The organism is Pantoea sp. CCBC3-3-1, assembly GCF_007981265.1.
In the GTDB taxonomy this organism is placed as follows: domain Bacteria; phylum Pseudomonadota; class Gammaproteobacteria; order Enterobacterales; family Enterobacteriaceae; genus Erwinia.
Genome location: NZ_CP034363.1, coordinates 1,799,425 through 1,816,713 on the forward strand (window position 1 = coordinate 1,799,425; position 17,289 = coordinate 1,816,713).

At 52.5% G+C, this 17,289-nt stretch carries 19 protein-coding genes and 2 pseudogenes; 10 read left to right on the top strand and 11 right to left on the bottom strand.

Annotated elements, in window-relative coordinates; translation table 11 throughout:
* The first annotated feature begins 3 nt into the window (after positions 1–3).
* Entirely contained in the window at positions 4–840 is an 837-nt protein-coding gene (cobB, locus tag EHV07_RS08570; protein ID WP_147196971.1) for a Sir2 family NAD+-dependent deacetylase, read from the top strand.
* 62 nt (positions 841–902) lie between these two features.
* Here cobB and EHV07_RS08575 read toward each other — a convergent pair whose 3' ends face one another.
* Positions 903–2,117: a benzoate/H(+) symporter BenE family transporter gene (locus EHV07_RS08575; RefSeq protein WP_147196973.1), complete on the bottom strand. Its 1,215-nt coding sequence runs from the start codon at positions 2,115–2,117 to the stop codon at positions 903–905.
* A 90-nt stretch (positions 2,118–2,207) separates the two neighbouring features.
* On the opposite strand from EHV07_RS08575, the gene EHV07_RS08580 reads away from it, so the two are divergent.
* Together EHV07_RS08580 and pepT are read left to right on the top strand one after the other, a co-directional pair.
* Positions 2,208–2,780, top strand: coding sequence for a helix-turn-helix domain-containing protein (locus EHV07_RS08580; RefSeq protein WP_147196975.1), 573 nt, complete (start codon positions 2,208–2,210; stop codon positions 2,778–2,780).
* Positions 2,781–2,878: 98 nt separating this feature from the next.
* Complete coding sequence (pepT, locus tag EHV07_RS08585) at positions 2,879–4,111, top strand: peptidase T (protein WP_147196977.1); 1,233 nt, start codon at positions 2,879–2,881, stop codon at positions 4,109–4,111.
* 208 nt (positions 4,112–4,319) lie between these two features.
* On the opposite strand, the gene EHV07_RS08590 is transcribed toward pepT, so the two are convergent.
* The 8 genes from EHV07_RS08590 to rluE form a co-directional block, all read right to left on the bottom strand.
* A complete protein-coding gene (locus EHV07_RS08590) occupies positions 4,320–5,447 on the bottom strand; it encodes a cupin domain-containing protein (protein WP_147196979.1) in 1,128 nt (375 codons plus the stop codon).
* Positions 5,448–5,551: 104 nt separating this feature from the next.
* Positions 5,552–7,012 (bottom strand): two-component system sensor histidine kinase PhoQ, encoded by a 1,461-nt coding sequence (gene phoQ, locus EHV07_RS08595; protein ID WP_147196981.1) that lies wholly within the window; start codon positions 7,010–7,012, stop codon positions 5,552–5,554.
* Positions 7,013–7,015: 3 nt separating this feature from the next.
* The gene (gene phoP, locus EHV07_RS08600; RefSeq protein WP_147196983.1) at positions 7,016–7,684 is read right to left on the bottom strand and encodes a two-component system response regulator PhoP; all 669 of its coding nucleotides are present in this window, start codon (positions 7,682–7,684) and stop codon (positions 7,016–7,018) included.
* A 122-nt stretch (positions 7,685–7,806) separates the two neighbouring features.
* Positions 7,807–9,177 (bottom strand): adenylosuccinate lyase, encoded by a 1,371-nt coding sequence (gene purB / locus EHV07_RS08605; RefSeq protein WP_147196985.1) that lies wholly within the window; start codon positions 9,175–9,177, stop codon positions 7,807–7,809.
* A gap of 19 nt (positions 9,178–9,196) precedes the next feature.
* Positions 9,197–9,838, bottom strand: coding sequence for a high frequency lysogenization protein HflD (hflD, locus tag EHV07_RS08610; RefSeq protein WP_147196987.1), 642 nt, complete (start codon positions 9,836–9,838; stop codon positions 9,197–9,199).
* 60 nt (positions 9,839–9,898) lie between these two features.
* Positions 9,899–11,002, bottom strand: a complete 1,104-nt coding sequence (mnmA, locus tag EHV07_RS08615; RefSeq protein ID WP_147196989.1) for a tRNA 2-thiouridine(34) synthase MnmA — start codon at positions 11,000–11,002, stop codon at positions 9,899–9,901.
* A 58-nt stretch (positions 11,003–11,060) separates the two neighbouring features.
* Positions 11,061–11,537, bottom strand: coding sequence for an NUDIX domain-containing protein (locus EHV07_RS08620; RefSeq protein WP_147196991.1), 477 nt, complete (start codon positions 11,535–11,537; stop codon positions 11,061–11,063).
* 31 nt (positions 11,538–11,568) lie between these two features.
* Positions 11,569–12,201, bottom strand: coding sequence for a 23S rRNA pseudouridine(2457) synthase RluE (rluE, locus tag EHV07_RS08625; RefSeq protein ID WP_147196993.1), 633 nt, complete (start codon positions 12,199–12,201; stop codon positions 11,569–11,571).
* A 131-nt stretch (positions 12,202–12,332) separates the two neighbouring features.
* On the opposite strand from rluE, the gene icd reads away from it, so the two are divergent.
* Complete coding sequence (icd, locus tag EHV07_RS08630) at positions 12,333–13,583, top strand: NADP-dependent isocitrate dehydrogenase (protein ID WP_147196995.1); 1,251 nt, start codon at positions 12,333–12,335, stop codon at positions 13,581–13,583.
* Between the two features lie 462 nt (positions 13,584–14,045).
* Here icd and EHV07_RS25145 read toward each other — a convergent pair whose 3' ends face one another.
* Together EHV07_RS25145 and EHV07_RS24875 are read right to left on the bottom strand one after the other, a co-directional pair.
* Positions 14,046–14,129, bottom strand: a complete 84-nt coding sequence (locus EHV07_RS25145) for a hypothetical protein (RefSeq protein WP_147200570.1) — start codon at positions 14,127–14,129, stop codon at positions 14,046–14,048.
* Positions 14,130–14,274: 145 nt separating this feature from the next.
* A pseudogene (locus tag EHV07_RS24875) lies at positions 14,275–14,424 on the bottom strand (IS3 family transposase); the annotation flags it as partial.
* On the opposite strand from EHV07_RS24875, the gene EHV07_RS08640 reads away from it, so the two are divergent.
* The 6 genes and pseudogenes from EHV07_RS08640 to EHV07_RS08665 all read left to right on the top strand — a co-directional run bounded on the left by EHV07_RS08640 (position 14,414) and on the right by EHV07_RS08665 (position 17,252).
* Positions 14,414–14,659, top strand: coding sequence for a hypothetical protein (locus EHV07_RS08640; RefSeq protein ID WP_147196997.1), 246 nt, complete (start codon positions 14,414–14,416; stop codon positions 14,657–14,659). The pseudogene EHV07_RS24875 and the gene EHV07_RS08640 sit on opposite strands and share 11 nt — an antisense overlap.
* Before the next feature lie 157 nt (positions 14,660–14,816).
* Positions 14,817–15,140 (top strand): hypothetical protein, encoded by a 324-nt coding sequence (locus tag EHV07_RS08645; RefSeq protein ID WP_147196999.1) that lies wholly within the window; start codon positions 14,817–14,819, stop codon positions 15,138–15,140.
* Positions 15,134–15,373 (top strand): hypothetical protein, encoded by a 240-nt coding sequence (locus tag EHV07_RS08650; RefSeq protein WP_147197001.1) that lies wholly within the window; start codon positions 15,134–15,136, stop codon positions 15,371–15,373. The genes EHV07_RS08645 and EHV07_RS08650 overlap by 7 nt, the downstream gene beginning before the upstream one ends.
* A 202-nt stretch (positions 15,374–15,575) precedes the next feature.
* Positions 15,576–15,761, top strand: a pseudogene (locus tag EHV07_RS08655) (helix-turn-helix domain-containing protein); the annotation flags it as partial.
* 179 nt (positions 15,762–15,940) lie between these two features.
* Positions 15,941–17,035 (top strand): DUF6883 domain-containing protein, encoded by a 1,095-nt coding sequence (locus EHV07_RS08660; protein WP_147197003.1) that lies wholly within the window; start codon positions 15,941–15,943, stop codon positions 17,033–17,035.
* 10 nt (positions 17,036–17,045) lie between these two features.
* The gene (locus tag EHV07_RS08665) at positions 17,046–17,252 is read left to right on the top strand and encodes a DUF4926 domain-containing protein (RefSeq protein WP_147197005.1); all 207 of its coding nucleotides are present in this window, start codon (positions 17,046–17,048) and stop codon (positions 17,250–17,252) included.
* Positions 17,253–17,289: the final 37 nt, after the last annotated feature.

Genomic DNA, 17,289 nt, shown 5'->3' on the forward strand with positions numbered 1-17,289 from the left:
ATTATGATGCGTACACCCCGTCGCCGATTAAGGCTGGCCCGTTACAAGAAAACCCGACGCCAGGTGCATCAGCGTTTTCGCCAGCGCATTTTTGAGCGCGACCGCAATATTGAGATTGCCCGCCATCCGCTGCCTCGCGTGGTGGTGCTAACCGGCGCAGGCATTTCTGCCGAATCGGGTATTCGTACCTTCCGTGCGGCAGATGGTCTGTGGGAAGAGCACAAAGTTGAAGACGTGGCGACGCCGGAAGGCTTTGCCCGCGACCCGCAAAAGGTGCAGGCATTTTATAACGCCCGCCGTCGTCAGCTCCAGGACGCTGCGATCCAGCCCAATGCCGCTCACGACGCGCTGGCCGAGCTGGAAGCGGCACTGGGCGACCATTTTCTGCTGGTCACGCAGAATATCGACAACCTTCACGAGCGCGCAGGCAACCGAAACATTATTCATATGCACGGCGAGCTGCTAAAAGTGCGCTGTGTCAGCAGCGGTCAGGTGCTGTACTGGCAGGAAGATCTGAAAGAAGACGACCGCTGCCACTGCTGTCAGTTTCCTTCCGTGCTGCGGCCGCATATCGTCTGGTTTGGCGAAATGCCGCTGCAAATGGATGAAATTTACCAGGCAATCAGCGAAGCCGATTACTTTATTGCTATCGGGACATCTGGCCACGTCTACCCGGCGGCGGGCTTTGTGCATGAAGCCAAACTCCAGGGCGCACATACCGTTGAGCTGAATCTTGAGCCGAGCCAGGTGGGCAGCGAGTTCGAAGAGAAAGAATACGGGCTGGCCAGCGAGGTGGTGCCGAAATTTGTCCATCAGCTGCTGGAGAAAGTGGGTAAATAAGGCTGGCAGGGCGACAGCGTGTCGCCCTTAAACCTCTGATTACCGATCTAAAGGGCGTACTGTTAACGCGTTTTCGGTGGTGAAGCGGCGGAGGCAGACGCCTTACGCGATGGCAGACTCAACATCAGATGCGCCACAATTCCGCCCACCAGCCCCCAGAACGCCGCGCCAATGCCCAGCAAGGACAGACCCGAAGCGGTAATCAAAAAGGTTATCACCGCCGCTTCCCGCTGTTGCTCTTCAGCCAGCGAACGTTGCAGGCTGCCAGCAAGGGTTCCCAGCAGCGCCAGTCCGGCAATCGTATGGATCAATGCTGGTGGCAACGCGCTGAACAGTTGTCCAATCGCCCCGCCAAATAAACCCGCAATCAGATAGAAAAACCCCGCACAGGCCGCGCCCCAATAGCGTCGTTGTGGATTGGGGTGCACATCCGATCCCATACAGATCGCGGCGGTAATGGCTGCGATACATACAGAAAATCCGCCGAAAGGCGAAAGCAGCAGCGAAGTGAGGCCGGTCCAGCTCATCAGCGGCGAAACGGGTACCCGATAACCGGCGGCTTTTAGCGTGGCAATGCCGGGCGCGTTTTGTGAGGCCATGGTCACCAGGAAAAAAGGCACGCCGATACCAAGTAAACTCGAAAGCGAAAAGTGCGGCGCGATAAACTCCGGCAGCGTGAACGCCAGCGGCTGGCGCGCCAAATGGATTTCGCCTTTCAGTGCCGCCACCAGCAGTCCGGTGAGCAGGGTGACCACAATGGCGTAACGCGGCAGATAGCGACGCATCAGCAGGTAAGCCAGGCACATGCTGGCGGTAAGCGCAAAATCCAGCTTAAACGCGCCGAACGCATCAAGGCCAAAGCGCAGCAAAATGCCCGCCAGCATGGCAGCAGAAATCGCCTGAGGGAGATAGTTCATCACACGGGCAAACAGCCCGGTCACGCCGCACAAAAAAATCAGCGCCGAAGCAAAGATAAATACCCCAATCGTCTCAGGCATGGAGGTGCCAGGCAGACTGGTGACCAGCAGCGCCGCACCAGGCGTTGACCAGGCGGTAAGGATCGGCGCACGATACCAGAGCGACAACCCCAGAGAAGTGATCCCCATTGCCAGGCCCAGCATGCTCAGCCAGCCGCCAATTTGCGACGGTGTTGCGCCCGCTGCGGCCGCGGCCTGAAAAATAATCGCCGCAGAGCTGGTATAGCCTACCAGGACGGCCACGAAACCGGCCACCACGGCAGGGAACGTCAGGTGTCGGAATGAAAAATTCGGGCGCATGGCTTGTCTCTTATTGACCGTTATAACGCACAAACTAGCACTGTGCGTTATAACGCACAAGCGCTATACTGCCTTTTTCAAGGAGAATTTATGAGCGAAACTCGCCCTGCGCCCGGCAGGATATTAAAATCGCTGAGGCTGGCCCGTGAATGGAGCCTGAGTCAGGCCGCGCTGGAGACCGGCGTCAGTAAAGCAATGCTGGGTCAGATCGAACGGGAAGAGTCCAGCCCCACCATTGCGCTGCTGTGGAAAATCGCGACCGGTTTTAACGTCCCTTTTTCCCTTTTTCTCAACGACCCCGAGCCGGATCAGACGGCACTACGCCGTGGCGAAGCGCTACGTTTTCGTCAGTCGAATGCGGCGATGCAGGTCAGTTCACTTTTTCCTTTTGACAGTCAGTTAGGATTCGACATGCTACAAGTCGAACTGGCTGCGGGTGCACTAAGTGAATCTTCTGCGCATGAACCGGGCGTGATTGAGCATGTGGTGGTCATTGATGGCGTATTAAGGCTGGCGATCGGGGCAGAATGGCATACGCTGAAGGCGGGAGAAGGTTTACGTTTTCAGGCTGACTGTGCGCACAGCTACCAAAATCCGGGAAAGGTAAGCGCAAAATTTCACAGTCTCATCCATTATCCGCTAAGCCGCACAGCAAGGCGTTAGCCAGGATGGCAGGAAGACTGGACGTTGAACTGACCTGACGCAATAAACTCCCCGGTAAAGTTATTAATAATAAACGTTCGCATTCAGAGGGAAGGCAGATGACTAATTTACTCGATCGCTTCTTGCACTATGTATCAATCGATACGCAATCCAAAGCCCATGCGCGGCAGGTTCCCAGTACGGAAGGGCAGTGGCAGCTGGCGCGGGTGCTGAAGGAAGAGTTAGAAACGCTGGGCCTGAGCGATATCACGCTCAGCGAACACGGGATCGTTATGGCGACGCTGCCAGCGACGGTTGCCTGGCCGGTACCGACCATCGGTTTTATTGCCCACGTAGACACTTCGCCGGATTTCACGGGAAAAAACGTTAATCCACAAATCGTGGAAAATTATCGCGGTGGAGACATTGCGCTGGGAATGGGCGATGAAATCCTTTCGCCGGTAATGTTCCCTGTCCTGCACAGCCTGACCGGTCACACGCTGATCACCACCGACGGCAAAACGCTGTTAGGTGCCGATGATAAAGCGGGCGTCGCGGAAATCATGACGGCAATCGCGCGGTTGAAAAGCGAGAATATCCCCCACGGCGACATTCGCATTGCCTTCACGCCCGACGAAGAGATTGGTAAAGGCACCAGCTGTTTTGACGTTACAGCATTTGGCGCGCAGTGGGGCTATACCATTGACGGCAGTGGCGTGGGTGAATTCGAATATGAAAACTTCAATGCCGCCTCGGCGACGGTAAAAATCACCGGCAACAATGTGCATCCAGGTACGGCGAAAGGCGTGATGGTTAACGCGCTCGATTTGGCGATGCGTTTTCACGCGGCCATGCCGGAAAAAGAGGTGCCGGAACAGACGGCCGGCTTTGAAGGTTTTTACCATCTGCATGGTATTAAGGGCAGCGTGGATAAAGCCGAACTGCATTACATCATTCGCGATTTTGACCCTGATAATTTTGCCGCGCGTAAGCAGGTCATGCGTGATATCGCCGCTTCTCTTGCCAGTAACCAACAGGCGGGCGTGGCGATCGAAGTGACTGTCGAAGACAGCTATTACAATATGCGCGAAAAAGTGATGGCGCATCCTCACATTATCGATCTTGCGCTACAGGCGATGCGGGATTGCGGTATCGAGCCGGAAGTGAAGCCGATAAGAGGGGGAACGGATGGGGCGGCGCTGTCGTTTAAGGGCCTGCCTTGTCCAAACATTTTCACCGGCGGCTACAACTATCACGGCAAGCACGAGTTTGCTTCGCTGGATAATATGGAAAAAGCGGTGACGGTGATTATGCGTATTGCGGCCCTGACGGCTGAACAGGCCAGAAAATAGCGTGCCCGAACGGGGCTGAGACACGCAAAGCAGGGGAACACGTTTCTTCAGGAAAGCGTCCTGGGCCACAGAAGGCCCAGGTCCAACAGGTATGAACGCGGCTTTTCGCCTCTTTCCGAACGGCTTATGTCCCGCCTGCTGGCATCCCCCCAACCCCTCATGGGCGCGTCCCAATTTTACGGCTGGGCGGGATGCGCAGACTTTGCGATTATTCTTCTTCGCTAAAATACCAGTAACCGCAGTTTACCAGCGCTGCCAGCTGTGCGAGGAAGGATGGGTCGTCCAGCGCGGTTGTCAGATCTTCTGCGCTAATAGCATGCTGATTAGCCAGAACGGTCAATGCGTGACGATGTGGCGACTCAATCTGCTCGCCGTTCACAAACACGGCATCACCGACCGACAGCACACGCAGCCCGCCCAGACGAAGTAACTTATCGCCCTGTTGCAGCGCATCGTAAATTTCATCCGGCTGATAAGGCGGCTCCGGCGGCGCGACATCCAGCTCGTGGCGTGACTGAGAGATAAACTCGCCAAACCACTGAGTGAAGTGTTCCGGCTGATTAATCACATCCAGCATCATGGCGCGAATACCGTCGAGTTCCTGCGGCAGGATTTCCGCCGTGTTCTCACGGGCAGGCACGTCCGGATCGGTAAAGCGATAGCTGCCCAGCTCACGGGAGAGCACAAAGTCGGCAAAGCTGCTGATCAGCTCACGGCCGCTTGGCGCACGGAAGCCCACGGAATAGTTGATGGCGCTTTCCAGCGAATACCCTTCGTGCGGGAACCCTGGTGGAATATAGAGAATATCGCCCGGTTCCATCTCTTCATCGATGATGGCATCGAAAGGTTCGACCTGAAGCAGGTCCGGATGCGGACAATGCTGTTTCATCGCCACTTTCTCGCCCACGCGCCAGCGACGGCGGCCCGTGCCCTGAATGATAAACACATCATACTGATCCAGATGAGGGCCAACGCCGCCGCCTGGCACAGAGAAAGAGATCATCAGATCGTCGGTACGCCAGTCAGGCAAAAAGCGGAAAGGGCGCATCAGCGCGGCGGAAGGTTCATGCCAGTGATCGACGGCCTGAACCAGTAGCGACCAGTTGTTCTCACCAAGGTGATCGTAGCTTTCAAACGGGCCGTGAGCGACCTGCCATTTGCCCTCTTCATGGCTCACCAGGCGGCTGTCGACTTCGTTTTCCATTGCCAGACCCGCCAGCTCATCAGGTGAGATCGGGTCGACAAAGTTTTTAAAGCCGCGCTTAAGCACCACGGGCCGTTTCTGCCAGTAGCGCTGGATAAAATCGGGCCAGTTAAGATCGAGCTGATAGTCCATGATGAGAGTTCCTGAGACGCTGAATTTACCCGATTATAACAGCGCTGGCGGCGTCCCGGGTAAAGCATTTAGCGTTCGGATGCTTAAGCTTGCAGCGGTCGTAATTATTCTTCGCCATGCAGCATTTCCTGGCGCTTAAAAATCACTTCCATTTTCGCGCCGCCCAGCTCGCTGGTGGAGGCGATAATATCGCCAGTGTATTGCTCCAGAATGTCTCTGGCGACCGCCAGCCCCAGTCCCTGACCGGGACGGAGCGTATCGGCGCGCTGACCACGGATAAAGACCAAATCGCGTTTGCTCTCCGGAATGCCGGGCCCATCATCCTCAACAATCAAATGCAGTTCGTTATCGGTTTGCCGTGCGGTAATTTCCACAAACTCCAGACAATATTTGCAGGCGTTATCCAGCACGTTACCCATCACTTCCATAAAGTCGTTTTGCTCACCGATAAAGCTCAGTTCCGGCGAAATATCCAGCGTCAGCACCACGCCTTTGCGCTGATACACTTTGTTCAGCGCCGAGCAGAGTTTATCCAGCAGGCCGGATACGGAATGCAGCTCGCGTTTCAGCACATTATGATCGGCCTGCATGCTGGCGCGATGCAGATAATAGCCAATCTGCTGCGAAATACGGCCAATCTGCTCCAGCATGATCGGCTCTGCTTCTTCAACCGACAGATTTTGCCCGCCACGCAGCGACCGCAGCGTGCTTTGCAGCACCGCCAGCGGCGTTTTCAGGCTATGAGTCAAATCACTCAGCGTGGTGCGATAGCGGGTGTAACGCTGGCGCTCGTTATCCAGCAGCAAATTGAGGTTGCGTACCACGCTGGTGAGCTCCTGCGGTGGCTCATCCGTCAGCGTTTCCAGCGTGCCTTTTTCCAGCTCCCTTAACTGCCGGGCCAGCGATCCGATAGGCCGCAGGCTCCAGTGCGCGGCCAGCCACAGCAGCGGGATCACCAGCAGCAGATTGACCAGCAGCACGTAGCTGAACCATGACCAGACCACATCAGAATGCTGAAGCTCCTGCGGGATAGAATCCACCACCACCACGGTCAGTGCGGGCAGAGAGGGGGTGGCGGCATAGCGGTTAACCGCCACGGAGTGAGTAAAGGTATCGTTGTTATCATCATCGTAGGCGGTCAGCTTGTTTTGCGCGTCCGGGTTATTACCCAGCGCCTGACGACTGGTGCTGTTATCCGCATCGATTTCATAAAAGTCCGCACGCCTGAGCCATTCACGTTTTATTTTGCTGCGGATCTCCGGCACGTTGCGCAGTTGCCAGAGCAACTGACCATCTTCATTGTAGATATAGACCAGCGTCGGGAAATTGAGCGTAACCCGTTCTGGCTGGGCAATCGTCAGCTGATTGTTCTGCCACTGGGCGAGCGTAAAGAACAGGTTACTTTCGGCGCGCATGACCCGATACGTGTTTTTATCGAAACTGACGACATAGCCCACCACGGCCACCATACCGTAAGAAAGCGACAGGATCAGCACGATCGCTGCGGTAGCCAGCAGAAAGCGGGCGCGCAGCGAAAATGGTTTTTCAGGACGAAATAGCGGCATCCGTTACAAATCGAACCGGTAGCCTTGCCCACGGACGGTAGTAATCACATCCTTAGGGTGTATGGCCTGGATTTTTTTGCGCAGCCGTCCCATCAGCACGTCGATGGTATGACTTTCACGCAGCTCGGCGTCGGGATAGAGCTGTAACATCAGCGAATCTTTACTGACGACTTTGCTCGCGTTGCGGATAAGCGTTTCCATAATGGTGTATTCAAACGCGGTTAGCTTGATTTGCCGATCGTCGATGGTCAGCTCACGGCGTGAAAGATCGACCAGGAAAGGCGGAAGAGAAATAATCTGCGAGGCCAGCCCGCTATTACGGCGCATCAGCGCCTGCATACGCGCGACCACCTCTTCGATATGAAACGGCTTGGTGACGTAGTCGTCGGCACCGGCTTCCAGCGCTTCAACCTTGGCCTGCCAGCCTTCGCGGGCGGTTAACACCAGGATAGGCTGCTTCACTTCCTGACCCCGCCAGCGGCGGATCATCGTCATGCCATCTTCATCAGGCAGGCCTAAATCGACAATGGTAATGTCAGGCGTGTGCTCATTAAGAAAGTAATCAGCTTCTTTTGCATCTTCAGCGGCATCAACCTGATGCCCCATTTCTCGCAGCTGAACGGCCAGATGATGACGCAACAGGGGGTTATCTTCCACAATCAATACGCGCATATCATGATCCTTTCTGTAGATTTTATCGTTGGCGGACGCCTGAATTTAATCAAAGAAAAGTATAGGTTAAAGCAGGTAAACAAGAGGTTAACACGGGCCGGGTAGATCCGGCCCGAAAAGATTTACGGCAGTTCGTCAACCATCTGCACTGCGCGACCCAGATAATTTGCCGGGGTCATCAGTTTCAGACGGCTTTTTTCTTCTTCCGGCAGTGCCAGACTGTCGATAAAGGCTTTCATGCCGGCCGCATCAACACGTTTACCGCGGGTCAGCTCTTTGAGCTTCTCATACGGTTTCTCAATGCCGTAACGGCGCATCACGGTCTGAATCGGTTCCGCCAGCACTTCCCAGTTATGATCCAGCTCGTCGAGCAGGCGTTCGCGGTTCACTTCCAGTTTGGAAACGCCTTTCAGCGTGGCCTGATAAGCGATCAGCGCATAGCTCATGCCCACGCCAAGGTTACGCAACACGGTGGAGTCAGTCAGATCGCGCTGCCAGCGCGAAACCGGCAGTTTGCTGGCCAGATGCTGCATTACGGCGTTAGCCAGACCCAGGTTGCCTTCTGAATTTTCAAAGTCGATGGGGTTAACTTTGTGCGGCATGGTGGAAGAGCCGATTTCACCGGCGATGGTTTTTTGCTTGAAGTGGTTCAGAGCAATGTAGCCCCACACGTCGCGGTCGAAGTCGATCAGGATGGTATTGAAGCGCGCCATGCAGTCGAACAGTTCAGCAATATAGTCATGCGGTTCGATTTGCGTGGTGTACGGGTTCCAGGTAATGCCCAGCGAGGTGACAAAGCTTTCGCTCAGGCCGTGCCAGTCCACTTCCGGATAGGCTGCAATATGGGCGTTATAATTACCCACGGCACCGTTAATTTTACCGAGAACGTCAATACGCTCCAGCTGGCGCAGCTGGCGTTCAAAGCGGTAAGCGACGTTAGCCATCTCTTTGCCCAGCGTGGAAGGCGTGGCGGGCTGACCATGAGTACGGGAAAGCAGTGGAATATCACGATACTGCACCGCCAGATCTTTTACCGCTGCGATGATTTTGTTCCAGTAAGGAACAATCACGTCGCGACGTGCAGTTTCCAGCATCAGCGCGTGCGACAGGTTATTGATATCTTCTGAGGTACAGGCGAAGTGAATAAATTCAGAAACGGCATGCAGCGCGGCGACCGGTTCCACTTTCTCTTTCAGAAAATATTCAACGGCTTTCACATCATGGTTAGTCGTGCGCTCAATCGTTTTGATGCGTGCGGCGTCTTCTTCGCTGAAATTAGCAACAATTGCATCAAGGTAAGCGTTTGCGTCGGCGTCAAATGCAGGAACTTCCTTGATCTCTGCGCAGGCGGCCAGTTTTTGCAGCCAGCGCACTTCGACCTCAACGCGGAATTTCAGCAGGCCATATTCGCTGAAGATATCGCGCAGTGGGCTGACTTTGTCGCCATAACGGCCATCAATCGGGGAGACGGCAGTCAGAGAGGATAATTCCATCAGTGTAACTCCTGGAAGGTTAATGAGTTTGGGGAATACGAGATAATATTTGCTTCGCCTCGTTAACGAGACGATTGCGGGAAAACATCAGCTGCAGGCGGCCACCGCCAACCTGATGCCACAGCACGGCCGAACGAATGCCCGCCAGCAGCGTGGCGCGAACTTTGCTCTGAACCTGTGAGTTTTGCAGAACGGCAGGCGAGCCTGTCACCTGAATCCGTGGGCCGAGCGGGCTGATAACATCAACATAGATGGCGGCCATCGCGCCCAGCAGCGTATCGGAATGTAAGTCATAGTGCGCCAGCTGGCGATCTAACTGGCTGATGCGCTGCGCTAAGTCATCCAGCGCTTTGCTATTCGCGCTCAGCTTGCGCTCCAGCACCATCATGCTCAGCGTATAGCGCGTCAGCTCTGCCCCCGCGCCCTGACGGCTGCCGGTATTGAGCACGGCTAACAGGGTTTCCAGGCCGAAGCGCAGATGGGCTTCGTCACCGCCAAACACCGCCAGCGTGGAAGAGGGATTTAAATCTACCAGGCTTTTCAGCGACACCTGTAGGGCTTCCGCCTGACAATGCCCCTGATGCGCCAGCTGCTGCACCAGATGAGCCGACTGGCAGATGCCCGCGAGGGCCAGCGTAATATCGTAATAATTTTTCGCCAAGGTAACTCCTGTAACGCCAGAGGAATAAACCGGGCAGCATTTTGCCACCCGGAACAGCGGTTAAAGCAGCGGCAGGCGCTCTTCAATAATGCCGCCACCCAGGCAGACTTCATTCAGATAAAACACCGCGGACTGACCTGGCGTAACGGCGGCGACCGGCTCATCGAAGCGAACCTCCAGGCGATCGGCACCTAAAGGCGTTACCGTGCACGGGATATCCGTCTGGCGATAGCGGGTTTTTACCGTACAGCGCAGCGGGGTAGTCACTGTTTCGCGATCCACCAGATGCAGCTGTTGGGCTATCAGGCCGACCGACATCAGGCGAGGGTGCTCGTGACCCTGCGCTACCACCAGCAGATTCTTCGCGACGTCTTTATCCACCACGTACCAGGGTTCTTCGCTGCCTTCTTTCGTTCCGCCAATGCCCAGCCCTTTACGCTGGCCAAGGGTATGATACATCAGCCCCTGATGCTCGCCGACCACGTCGCCTTCCGTACTGACGATGGCGCCGGGTTGGGCAGGCAGATAGCGGCCCAGGAAGTCACGGAATTTGCGCTCGCCGATAAAACAGATGCCGGTGGAATCTTTCTTCTTCGCCGTAACCAGCTCCAGCTCTTCCGCAATGCGACGCACTTCTGGCTTGGCCAGTTCGCCTACCGGGAACAGGCTTTGTGCAATCTGCTCGTGGCTGAGTGTATAGAGGAAATAGCTTTGATCTTTGTTATCGTCCAGGCCGCGCAGCAGCTGGCTCTTACCGTTAACATCCTGACGACGTACGTAATGGCCGGTAGCGATGAAATCTGCTCCCAGGTCTTCCGCGGCGAACTCAAGAAACGCTTTAAATTTAATTTCTTTGTTGCAAAGAATATCCGGGTTCGGCGTGCGGCCCGCCTTGTATTCTTCCAGGAAATGCTCAAACACATTATCCCAGTATTCCGCAGCAAAGTTTACCGTGTGCAGATGGATGCCTAATTTGTCGCAAACCGCCTGCGCATCGGCCAGATCTTCCGCAGCTGTACAGTATTCCTCACCGTCATCCTCTTCCCAGTTTTTCATAAACAGGCCTTCTACCTGGTAGCCCTGCTGTTGCAGTAACCAGGCGGAAACGGAGGAATCTACGCCGCCGGACATTCCGACGATCACTTTTTTCTGACTTAACGACATGAGAAATACCCGACTTTGAGTTGCAGTTAAAGGCTGCACTTTAAAATTGCGGCATATTCTACCACGCGTCAGCGGCGGGCGCATCCTCGCTAAATGGCCACTGGAAGGCGCTCAGGATATCGAGCGGGTAGCGCGTTCCCTGCTGATAAATCCGCAGGCTTTCGGCAACCAGTGGAGAACGCAGCTTTTTCGCGGTGACGATCTCTTCCGGCGGTAGCCACAGCGCCCGATCGATATCCCGATCCTGAGGGTAAGTCGGCAGCACTTTCGGTAAATCCAGCGCAAAAAGGAAACGTAAAAAAGGCGTGTTATCCGGCGCGATCCACTGATGCAGCTTTAAAAAGGCTTCGGGTACGGCCTCGATGCCGGTCTCTTCATACAGCTCGCGCGCGGCGGCCTGTAACAAGGTCTCGTTGGCTTCCAGATGGCCCGCTGGCTGATTCCATGTCGCGCGTCCACGCACCATCTCTTCCACTACCAGAAACTGCCCTTCGGCCTGAACTACGGTGGCAACCGTAACGTGTGGTTTAAACATGCCTGACTCCTTGTGGCCATTGAATAGTGAGTTATAGCGGAAACTCGTCGGTAACATCACGCCATTCGCCCGGCGGCAGTTCCTGGAGTTCCAGCTTGCCCATCGCAAAGCGGATTAACCGCAGGGTAGGGAAGCCGATATGCGCCGTCATGCGGCGAACCTGGCGGTTACGTCCTTCATAAAGCGTGATCTTCAGCCAGCTGGTGGGGATGGCTTTACGTTCACGGATCGGCGGATTACGCGGCCAGATCCACGCGGGCTCGGCGACCCGATCCACCCCTGCGGGCAATGTGGCGCCATCTTTCAGATTAACGCCATCCCGCAGCGGCTGAATATCGCTCTCCGAGGGCTGTCCTTCAACCTGAACGTAATAGATTTTTCCGGTACGTTTGCCCGGCTGGGTCAGGGTCGCCTGGAGCACACCATCATTGGTCAGCACCATCAGGCCTTCGCTGTCCCGATCGAGCCGCCCGGCCGCATACACATCGGCAACAGGAATAAAATCTTTTAACGTGCTGCGCCCGGCTTCATCACTGAATTGCGGCAGCACATCAAAGGGTTTGTTAAAAACAATAACACGGCGCGGCCCCTTGACTGCCGGACGGGCGGCTTTCTTCGGGCTGAATCGGTTAAGGCGGTGATTAATAACGGGAGATTTACGCATGATATTTGCACTTGTTCACAATGAGCGCATTATAACGCAAAGCGGTGAGGATTGGCGCGGACTGAATATTCAAGTAGTATTGACGCGCATCTTACAAATCATTAACAAAAAAGCGCTCGAAGGAGAGGTTAATGGAAAGCAAAGTAGTTGTTCCGGCGGAAGGTCAGAAAATCACCCTGGACCAGGGTAAGTTGAACGTACCCAACAACCCGATTATCCCTTTTATTGAAGGCGATGGTATCGGTGTTGATGTTTCTCCAGTGATGATTAAAGTCGTCGACGCCGCTGTACAGAAAGCTTATAACGGTGAGCGTAAAATTTCCTGGATGGAGATTTATACCGGTGAGAAATCAGTAGAGCTTTACGGCCAGGATGTCTGGCTACCAGAAGAAACCCTCGATTTAATTAAAGAGTATCGCGTGGCTATCAAAGGCCCACTGACTACCCCAGTTGGCGGCGGTATTCGTTCCCTCAACGTGGCTCTGCGCCAGCAGCTTGATCTCTACATCTGCCTGCGCCCGGTACGTTACTACACCGGCACCCCAAGCCCGGTAAAACGCCCTGAAGATACCGATATGGTGATCTTCCGCGAAAACTCCGAAGATATCTATGCGGGTATCGAGTGGAAAGCCGGTACGCCGGAAGCGGATAAAGTGATCAAATTCCTGCGCGACGAAATGGGCGTGAAAAAAATTCGCTTCCCTGAGCAGTGCGGTATTGGTGTGAAACCTTGTTCAGAAGCAGGCACCAAACGCCTGGTTCGTGCTGCTATCGAATACGCAATCACTAACGACCGTGATTCCGTAACGCTGGTTCACAAAGGCAACATCATGAAGTTCACCGAAGGCGCTTTCAAAGACTGGGGATACCAGCTGGCGAAAGAAGAGTTCGGCGGCGAGCTGATTGATGGCGGCCCATGGCTGAAAATTAAGAACCCGAACACCGGCAAAGAGATCGTTGTTAAAGACGTGATCGCGGATGCGTTCCTGCAACAAATCCTGCTGCGTCCGGCCGAGTACGATGTTATCGCCTGTATGAACCTGAACGGTGACTACATTTCCGACGCCCTGGCGGCGCAGGTTGGCGGTATCGGTATCGCACCGGGCGCTAACATTGGCGACGAATGCGCGCTGTTCGAAGCCACCCACGGCACCGCGCCTAAGTACGCTGGTCAGGATAAAGTGAACCCAGGTTCCGTGATCCTTTCCGCAGAAATGATGCTGCGTCATATGGAGTGGTTCGAAGCCGCAGACCTGATTGTTAAAGGTATGGAAGGCGCTATCGCTGCCAAGACCGTTACCTATGACTTTGAACGTCTGATGGACGGCGCTAAACTGCTGAAATCTTCAGAGTTTGGCGAAGCAATTATTAAAAATATGTAATCGCTTTCTGTAACATATAGCCAACATAAGATGTTAATTTTATGTTGGCTTTTAAATTCAAATGCCTTTCCCCAAAATCTCCCCAAAACCTCCTCAAAACTGGCTACGGCTGATGCGCATTATTATATCGGTGCATACCCCGGCAAAACGGGAATCGGCCAGCAGGATCGATAGTGAGCAACGTAAGAATCTACTCTTTACGCTTGTAAAACGGCAACACGTCAGGAAACCGATAATGATGCTTTACTATTGCTGCACCGGTTCCAGGACAAAACCATCAAAAATGGGAGCCTCATATTTATTTATCACATCACGGACCCGATAAATTTTCCAGTCATTACTTTCAAGTTTCATGAATACTTCAAAGTGAATTTTTTTACCGTCCTCAATCCCGAGAAAAACTTAAGGGGTCTCATCGCCATTAAATGCAGGTTTTGCGTCTTCAACCTTAAGTACGGTAATTCATGAGGGATCATAATCCTGGAAGTATGTAAAATAATCGGCTTCCAGAACGTCCTGCTCCGGTAATTGTTGAATCTGATTAATTCGTTTTACGGTATCCGCAGCGACATATTTTTTTAATTAACGCTGATGGGTAAGCTTCGTCACTGTTATTAAAAAAAGCCGTTAAATAAGCGGCATAAAACGCTTTTGCCTGTTCTGTTGCATTTTTCCTGCCGTCTGCAGCGGCTTTTTTTTGTATGTCTCTCTTATCAGTAACCCTTTTCAGTTTTTTCTGAAGTCGCCGGATCTCAGACTGGACATCGGACTGCGTTTTAATGGCTGATGAATCAGGGCCGTAGTTCTTTGCCCTGACATAGAGGTTGTGTGTGTTTAAATCCGTGGTGATTCAAAAAGCTATCGTTGGAGAGTTTGAGGAAGCACGCTTTGAGCAGACCAAAGCTGGAATGAACCATCTCGAATTTAGCCCTGGGCAGACGTACCTGGAAGTTAACGCTGATAGCGTCAGAACTTTATTGAGGATCCAGTTTTACTTATGGATTAATTGTGATCAACTTCAAGATAAATTGTCTGTTTTATTACCTGCACTCCCATTACCAGCCAATTTTATTTAACATGATAAGTTAACCCCTTGTAAGTGTATGCTTTTTTTGACAATTACATATAATTAATTTTTTTGACAGCAGTCATACACAGGTGTAGATATATATTTGTCCTGTTTAAGGAGTACAGGCTAAAAAGCATATAGGTTGATATAACAAGGAGTTGATGATGGCTGTTCAAGAAATTAATCCTGAGTGTTGGGGTTTAGTATCTGGTGGTAATGCTAATGGGAATTATGAAGGGATTTCTCAAAATAAGAATAAATCAAGACAATCGACTATACAGCGTGGTGCTGCCGTTGATATTTACAAAGATGTTGACACTCAGTGCGTGCTGGATATAGGATCTGAAATAATTGGTGGGTTAAAAGGCGGCCCCGGTGGAGTGTTATCTGGTGTTGTTGCTAACGCTTACAACTCTTGTGTTCGTGATTCTGGAAGTCGAAACGCAAATGGAGGAGGAAGTATTTCCCCAGGACAATTCACTTGGTAAAACAGAAAAGATTAATCAAATTTGGATATGTAGTAGTTGTTGTTGTGGGTTTTCAGTTTTCAGCTTCTATATTAAGCGGGGCCGATATAATATCTGGTTGGTGGGAAATGCCAGAAAATTTTTCGCATTGGGCAGTAGTAGTAATTACATCATTGGGCTGTGTCCGATTTTTAAATGATATCTATAGCTGGCTTCTAAAGAAATTTGATAAATCCAACAACCATTGTGATTAATTTAAAATAATATCAGTGGATTAGGTTACAACTCTAAAGGTCGCTTCTATAAGCGGCCTTTTTCTTATCGAGGGCTTAATATGGCAGAACCTTTAGGTGCTAAATAGCTGCACCGAATAGTAGATCACTTTAAGGGAACTCAGTCCAGATTATGTGATCTGATCAATCGCCAAATATCCCACATCACCAACCGGACTGAGCGATGCCGCTCATAGCACCCATTCCTCGCGACGAGCGACGCCTGATGCAGAAAGCTATCCATAAAACGCGTGACAAAAATCATGCCCGCAGACTGATCGTCATCCTGATGTTACACCGGGGCGAATGCGTTAGCGATGTCGCCAGAACGCTCTGCTGCGCCCGTTCATCCGTCGGACGCTGGATTAACTAGTTGACGCTGTCGGGTATTGAAGGCCTGAAATTACTCCCCGTCGGACGTTCCCATCGCTGACCCTCATTTTTTTGTATACCCAACGCAGAACATTAGGTATTTATTGCCTGCGTGTTTGATTTGCATACAAATAAGCGCGAGAATACATATGGATAATATGGAAAACAGGATGTTTGATGCTCAGACTCTACACACTGTGGGAACTCGAACGGGAGCTATCTCCCGATGAATTCCAGCACATACTGACACCCGATGCAGCACTGGAAAAAGCCGCGTTTACTTATGACCTGGACTACCGTAATTACGTATCGCCTCCGGTCAACGAAGTCCCTAACCTATTGCCACTCCCGAAGGACAAACATTATATCCGCTCAGCACACGACCCTGTTTATGACGCTCTTGAAGTCAACCTGATGGAAGGCTGGGTCATCGGACTGGATACCGATGAGTATTGGGACGATACAGTAAATCCTTTTCACATCAACGCCGATGGCAAACTGGTTTTTGATGGTGTTGATCCTTTTTGCTGGGTAGTCAGTGATTTCCAGCGGGCTTACCAATTCGCTATCAATAACCAAAACGGCAAAAAAACCTTACCTACAGAGACGTTTCGCCCTTCAGGTGAGCCAGTGCAACATGCCCAGGCCGCAAAAACCATCAACAGCAAAGCGGTGGGCAGACTTCTGGCTGCTGGCGGCATCTACAACGGAAATGTAGAAGGATTCCTTCAGACCGCACAACAGCTCGGCGGCGATGCGCCTGCGGGTTATGATCAGGTTATGGATAACAAGGGATTGCTGATTACCGCCGCTTCAGTAGCCGCCGGGCTGACAATGGGAAGAGTTAACGTTACTGGAGAACTGGAAGAATTATCGTCATTAAGCAAAATCCCAACGTTTGAATCTCCCGCTTTAAAGGGATTTACCTCAGAGTCAGGGGCATTACTGAATGCTGAACACGCGGTTGTAGATTACAGAAAATTATCGACTTACTCTTTAGATGTTACCCACCCGAAAGGGGGACATAAGGCTAGAGTATTCCAGTCAGCGCTGGGTTATAACCCGACAAATTCTGATGTGTTAGCGAGTAAAGTCCAAGAGGGCATATTAACTGCCCCAGCTAAGGTTTTGGACGCAAACCAGCACGGGCAGCGAATGGCCGTAGACATGCCGATATTAGGCGCTAACGGTGAGACTGTGATAGTACGCACCGGTTGGATATATGAACCTGATGCCGTCGTTCCACGCATGACGACGATTTTTGTTAAGTGAGATACAGGCCATGAGAAGAGAAGAGTTTGAAGTGGTTGTGTTAGCGGAAGATTTACCGAATGATGGGTTAACTAAAGGCATGGTGGGCGCCATCGTATTCATTCATGAAAAACCATATCTGGCTTACATGGTTGAATTTGTTGATGACGAAGGGCGAACTATTGCGATGCCTGATCTTTTACCTGAGCAGGTAACGGATTATGTCCCGCCAGAATAATTACGGGATAGCCGATTTACTATAACATCCGAGAATC

What these genes read in the sequence shown, in the direction of transcription:
- cobB (WP_147196971.1), top strand. Translation starts at nt 4, where the DNA reads ATGATGCGTACACCCCGTCGCCGATTAAGGCTGGCCCGTTACAAGAAA.
- EHV07_RS08575 (WP_147196973.1), bottom strand. Translation starts at nt 2,117, where the DNA reads ATGCGCCCGAATTTTTCATTCCGACACCTGACGTTCCCTGCCGTGGTG.
- EHV07_RS08580 (WP_147196975.1), top strand. Translation starts at nt 2,208, where the DNA reads ATGAGCGAAACTCGCCCTGCGCCCGGCAGGATATTAAAATCGCTGAGG.
- pepT (WP_147196977.1), top strand. Translation starts at nt 2,879, where the DNA reads ATGACTAATTTACTCGATCGCTTCTTGCACTATGTATCAATCGATACG.
- EHV07_RS08590 (WP_147196979.1), bottom strand. Translation starts at nt 5,447, where the DNA reads ATGGACTATCAGCTCGATCTTAACTGGCCCGATTTTATCCAGCGCTAC.
- phoQ (WP_147196981.1), bottom strand. Translation starts at nt 7,012, where the DNA reads ATGCCGCTATTTCGTCCTGAAAAACCATTTTCGCTGCGCGCCCGCTTT.
- phoP (WP_147196983.1), bottom strand. Translation starts at nt 7,684, where the DNA reads ATGCGCGTATTGATTGTGGAAGATAACCCCCTGTTGCGTCATCATCTG.
- purB (WP_147196985.1), bottom strand. Translation starts at nt 9,177, where the DNA reads ATGGAATTATCCTCTCTGACTGCCGTCTCCCCGATTGATGGCCGTTAT.
- mnmA (WP_147196989.1), bottom strand. Translation starts at nt 11,002, where the DNA reads ATGTCGTTAAGTCAGAAAAAAGTGATCGTCGGAATGTCCGGCGGCGTA.
- EHV07_RS08620 (WP_147196991.1), bottom strand. Translation starts at nt 11,537, where the DNA reads ATGTTTAAACCACACGTTACGGTTGCCACCGTAGTTCAGGCCGAAGGG.
- rluE (WP_147196993.1), bottom strand. Translation starts at nt 12,201, where the DNA reads ATGCGTAAATCTCCCGTTATTAATCACCGCCTTAACCGATTCAGCCCG.
- icd (WP_147196995.1), top strand. Translation starts at nt 12,333, where the DNA reads ATGGAAAGCAAAGTAGTTGTTCCGGCGGAAGGTCAGAAAATCACCCTG.
- EHV07_RS08645 (WP_147196999.1), top strand. Translation starts at nt 14,817, where the DNA reads ATGGCTGTTCAAGAAATTAATCCTGAGTGTTGGGGTTTAGTATCTGGT.
- EHV07_RS08660 (WP_147197003.1), top strand. Translation starts at nt 15,941, where the DNA reads ATGCTCAGACTCTACACACTGTGGGAACTCGAACGGGAGCTATCTCCC.
- EHV07_RS08665 (WP_147197005.1), top strand. Translation starts at nt 17,046, where the DNA reads ATGAGAAGAGAAGAGTTTGAAGTGGTTGTGTTAGCGGAAGATTTACCG.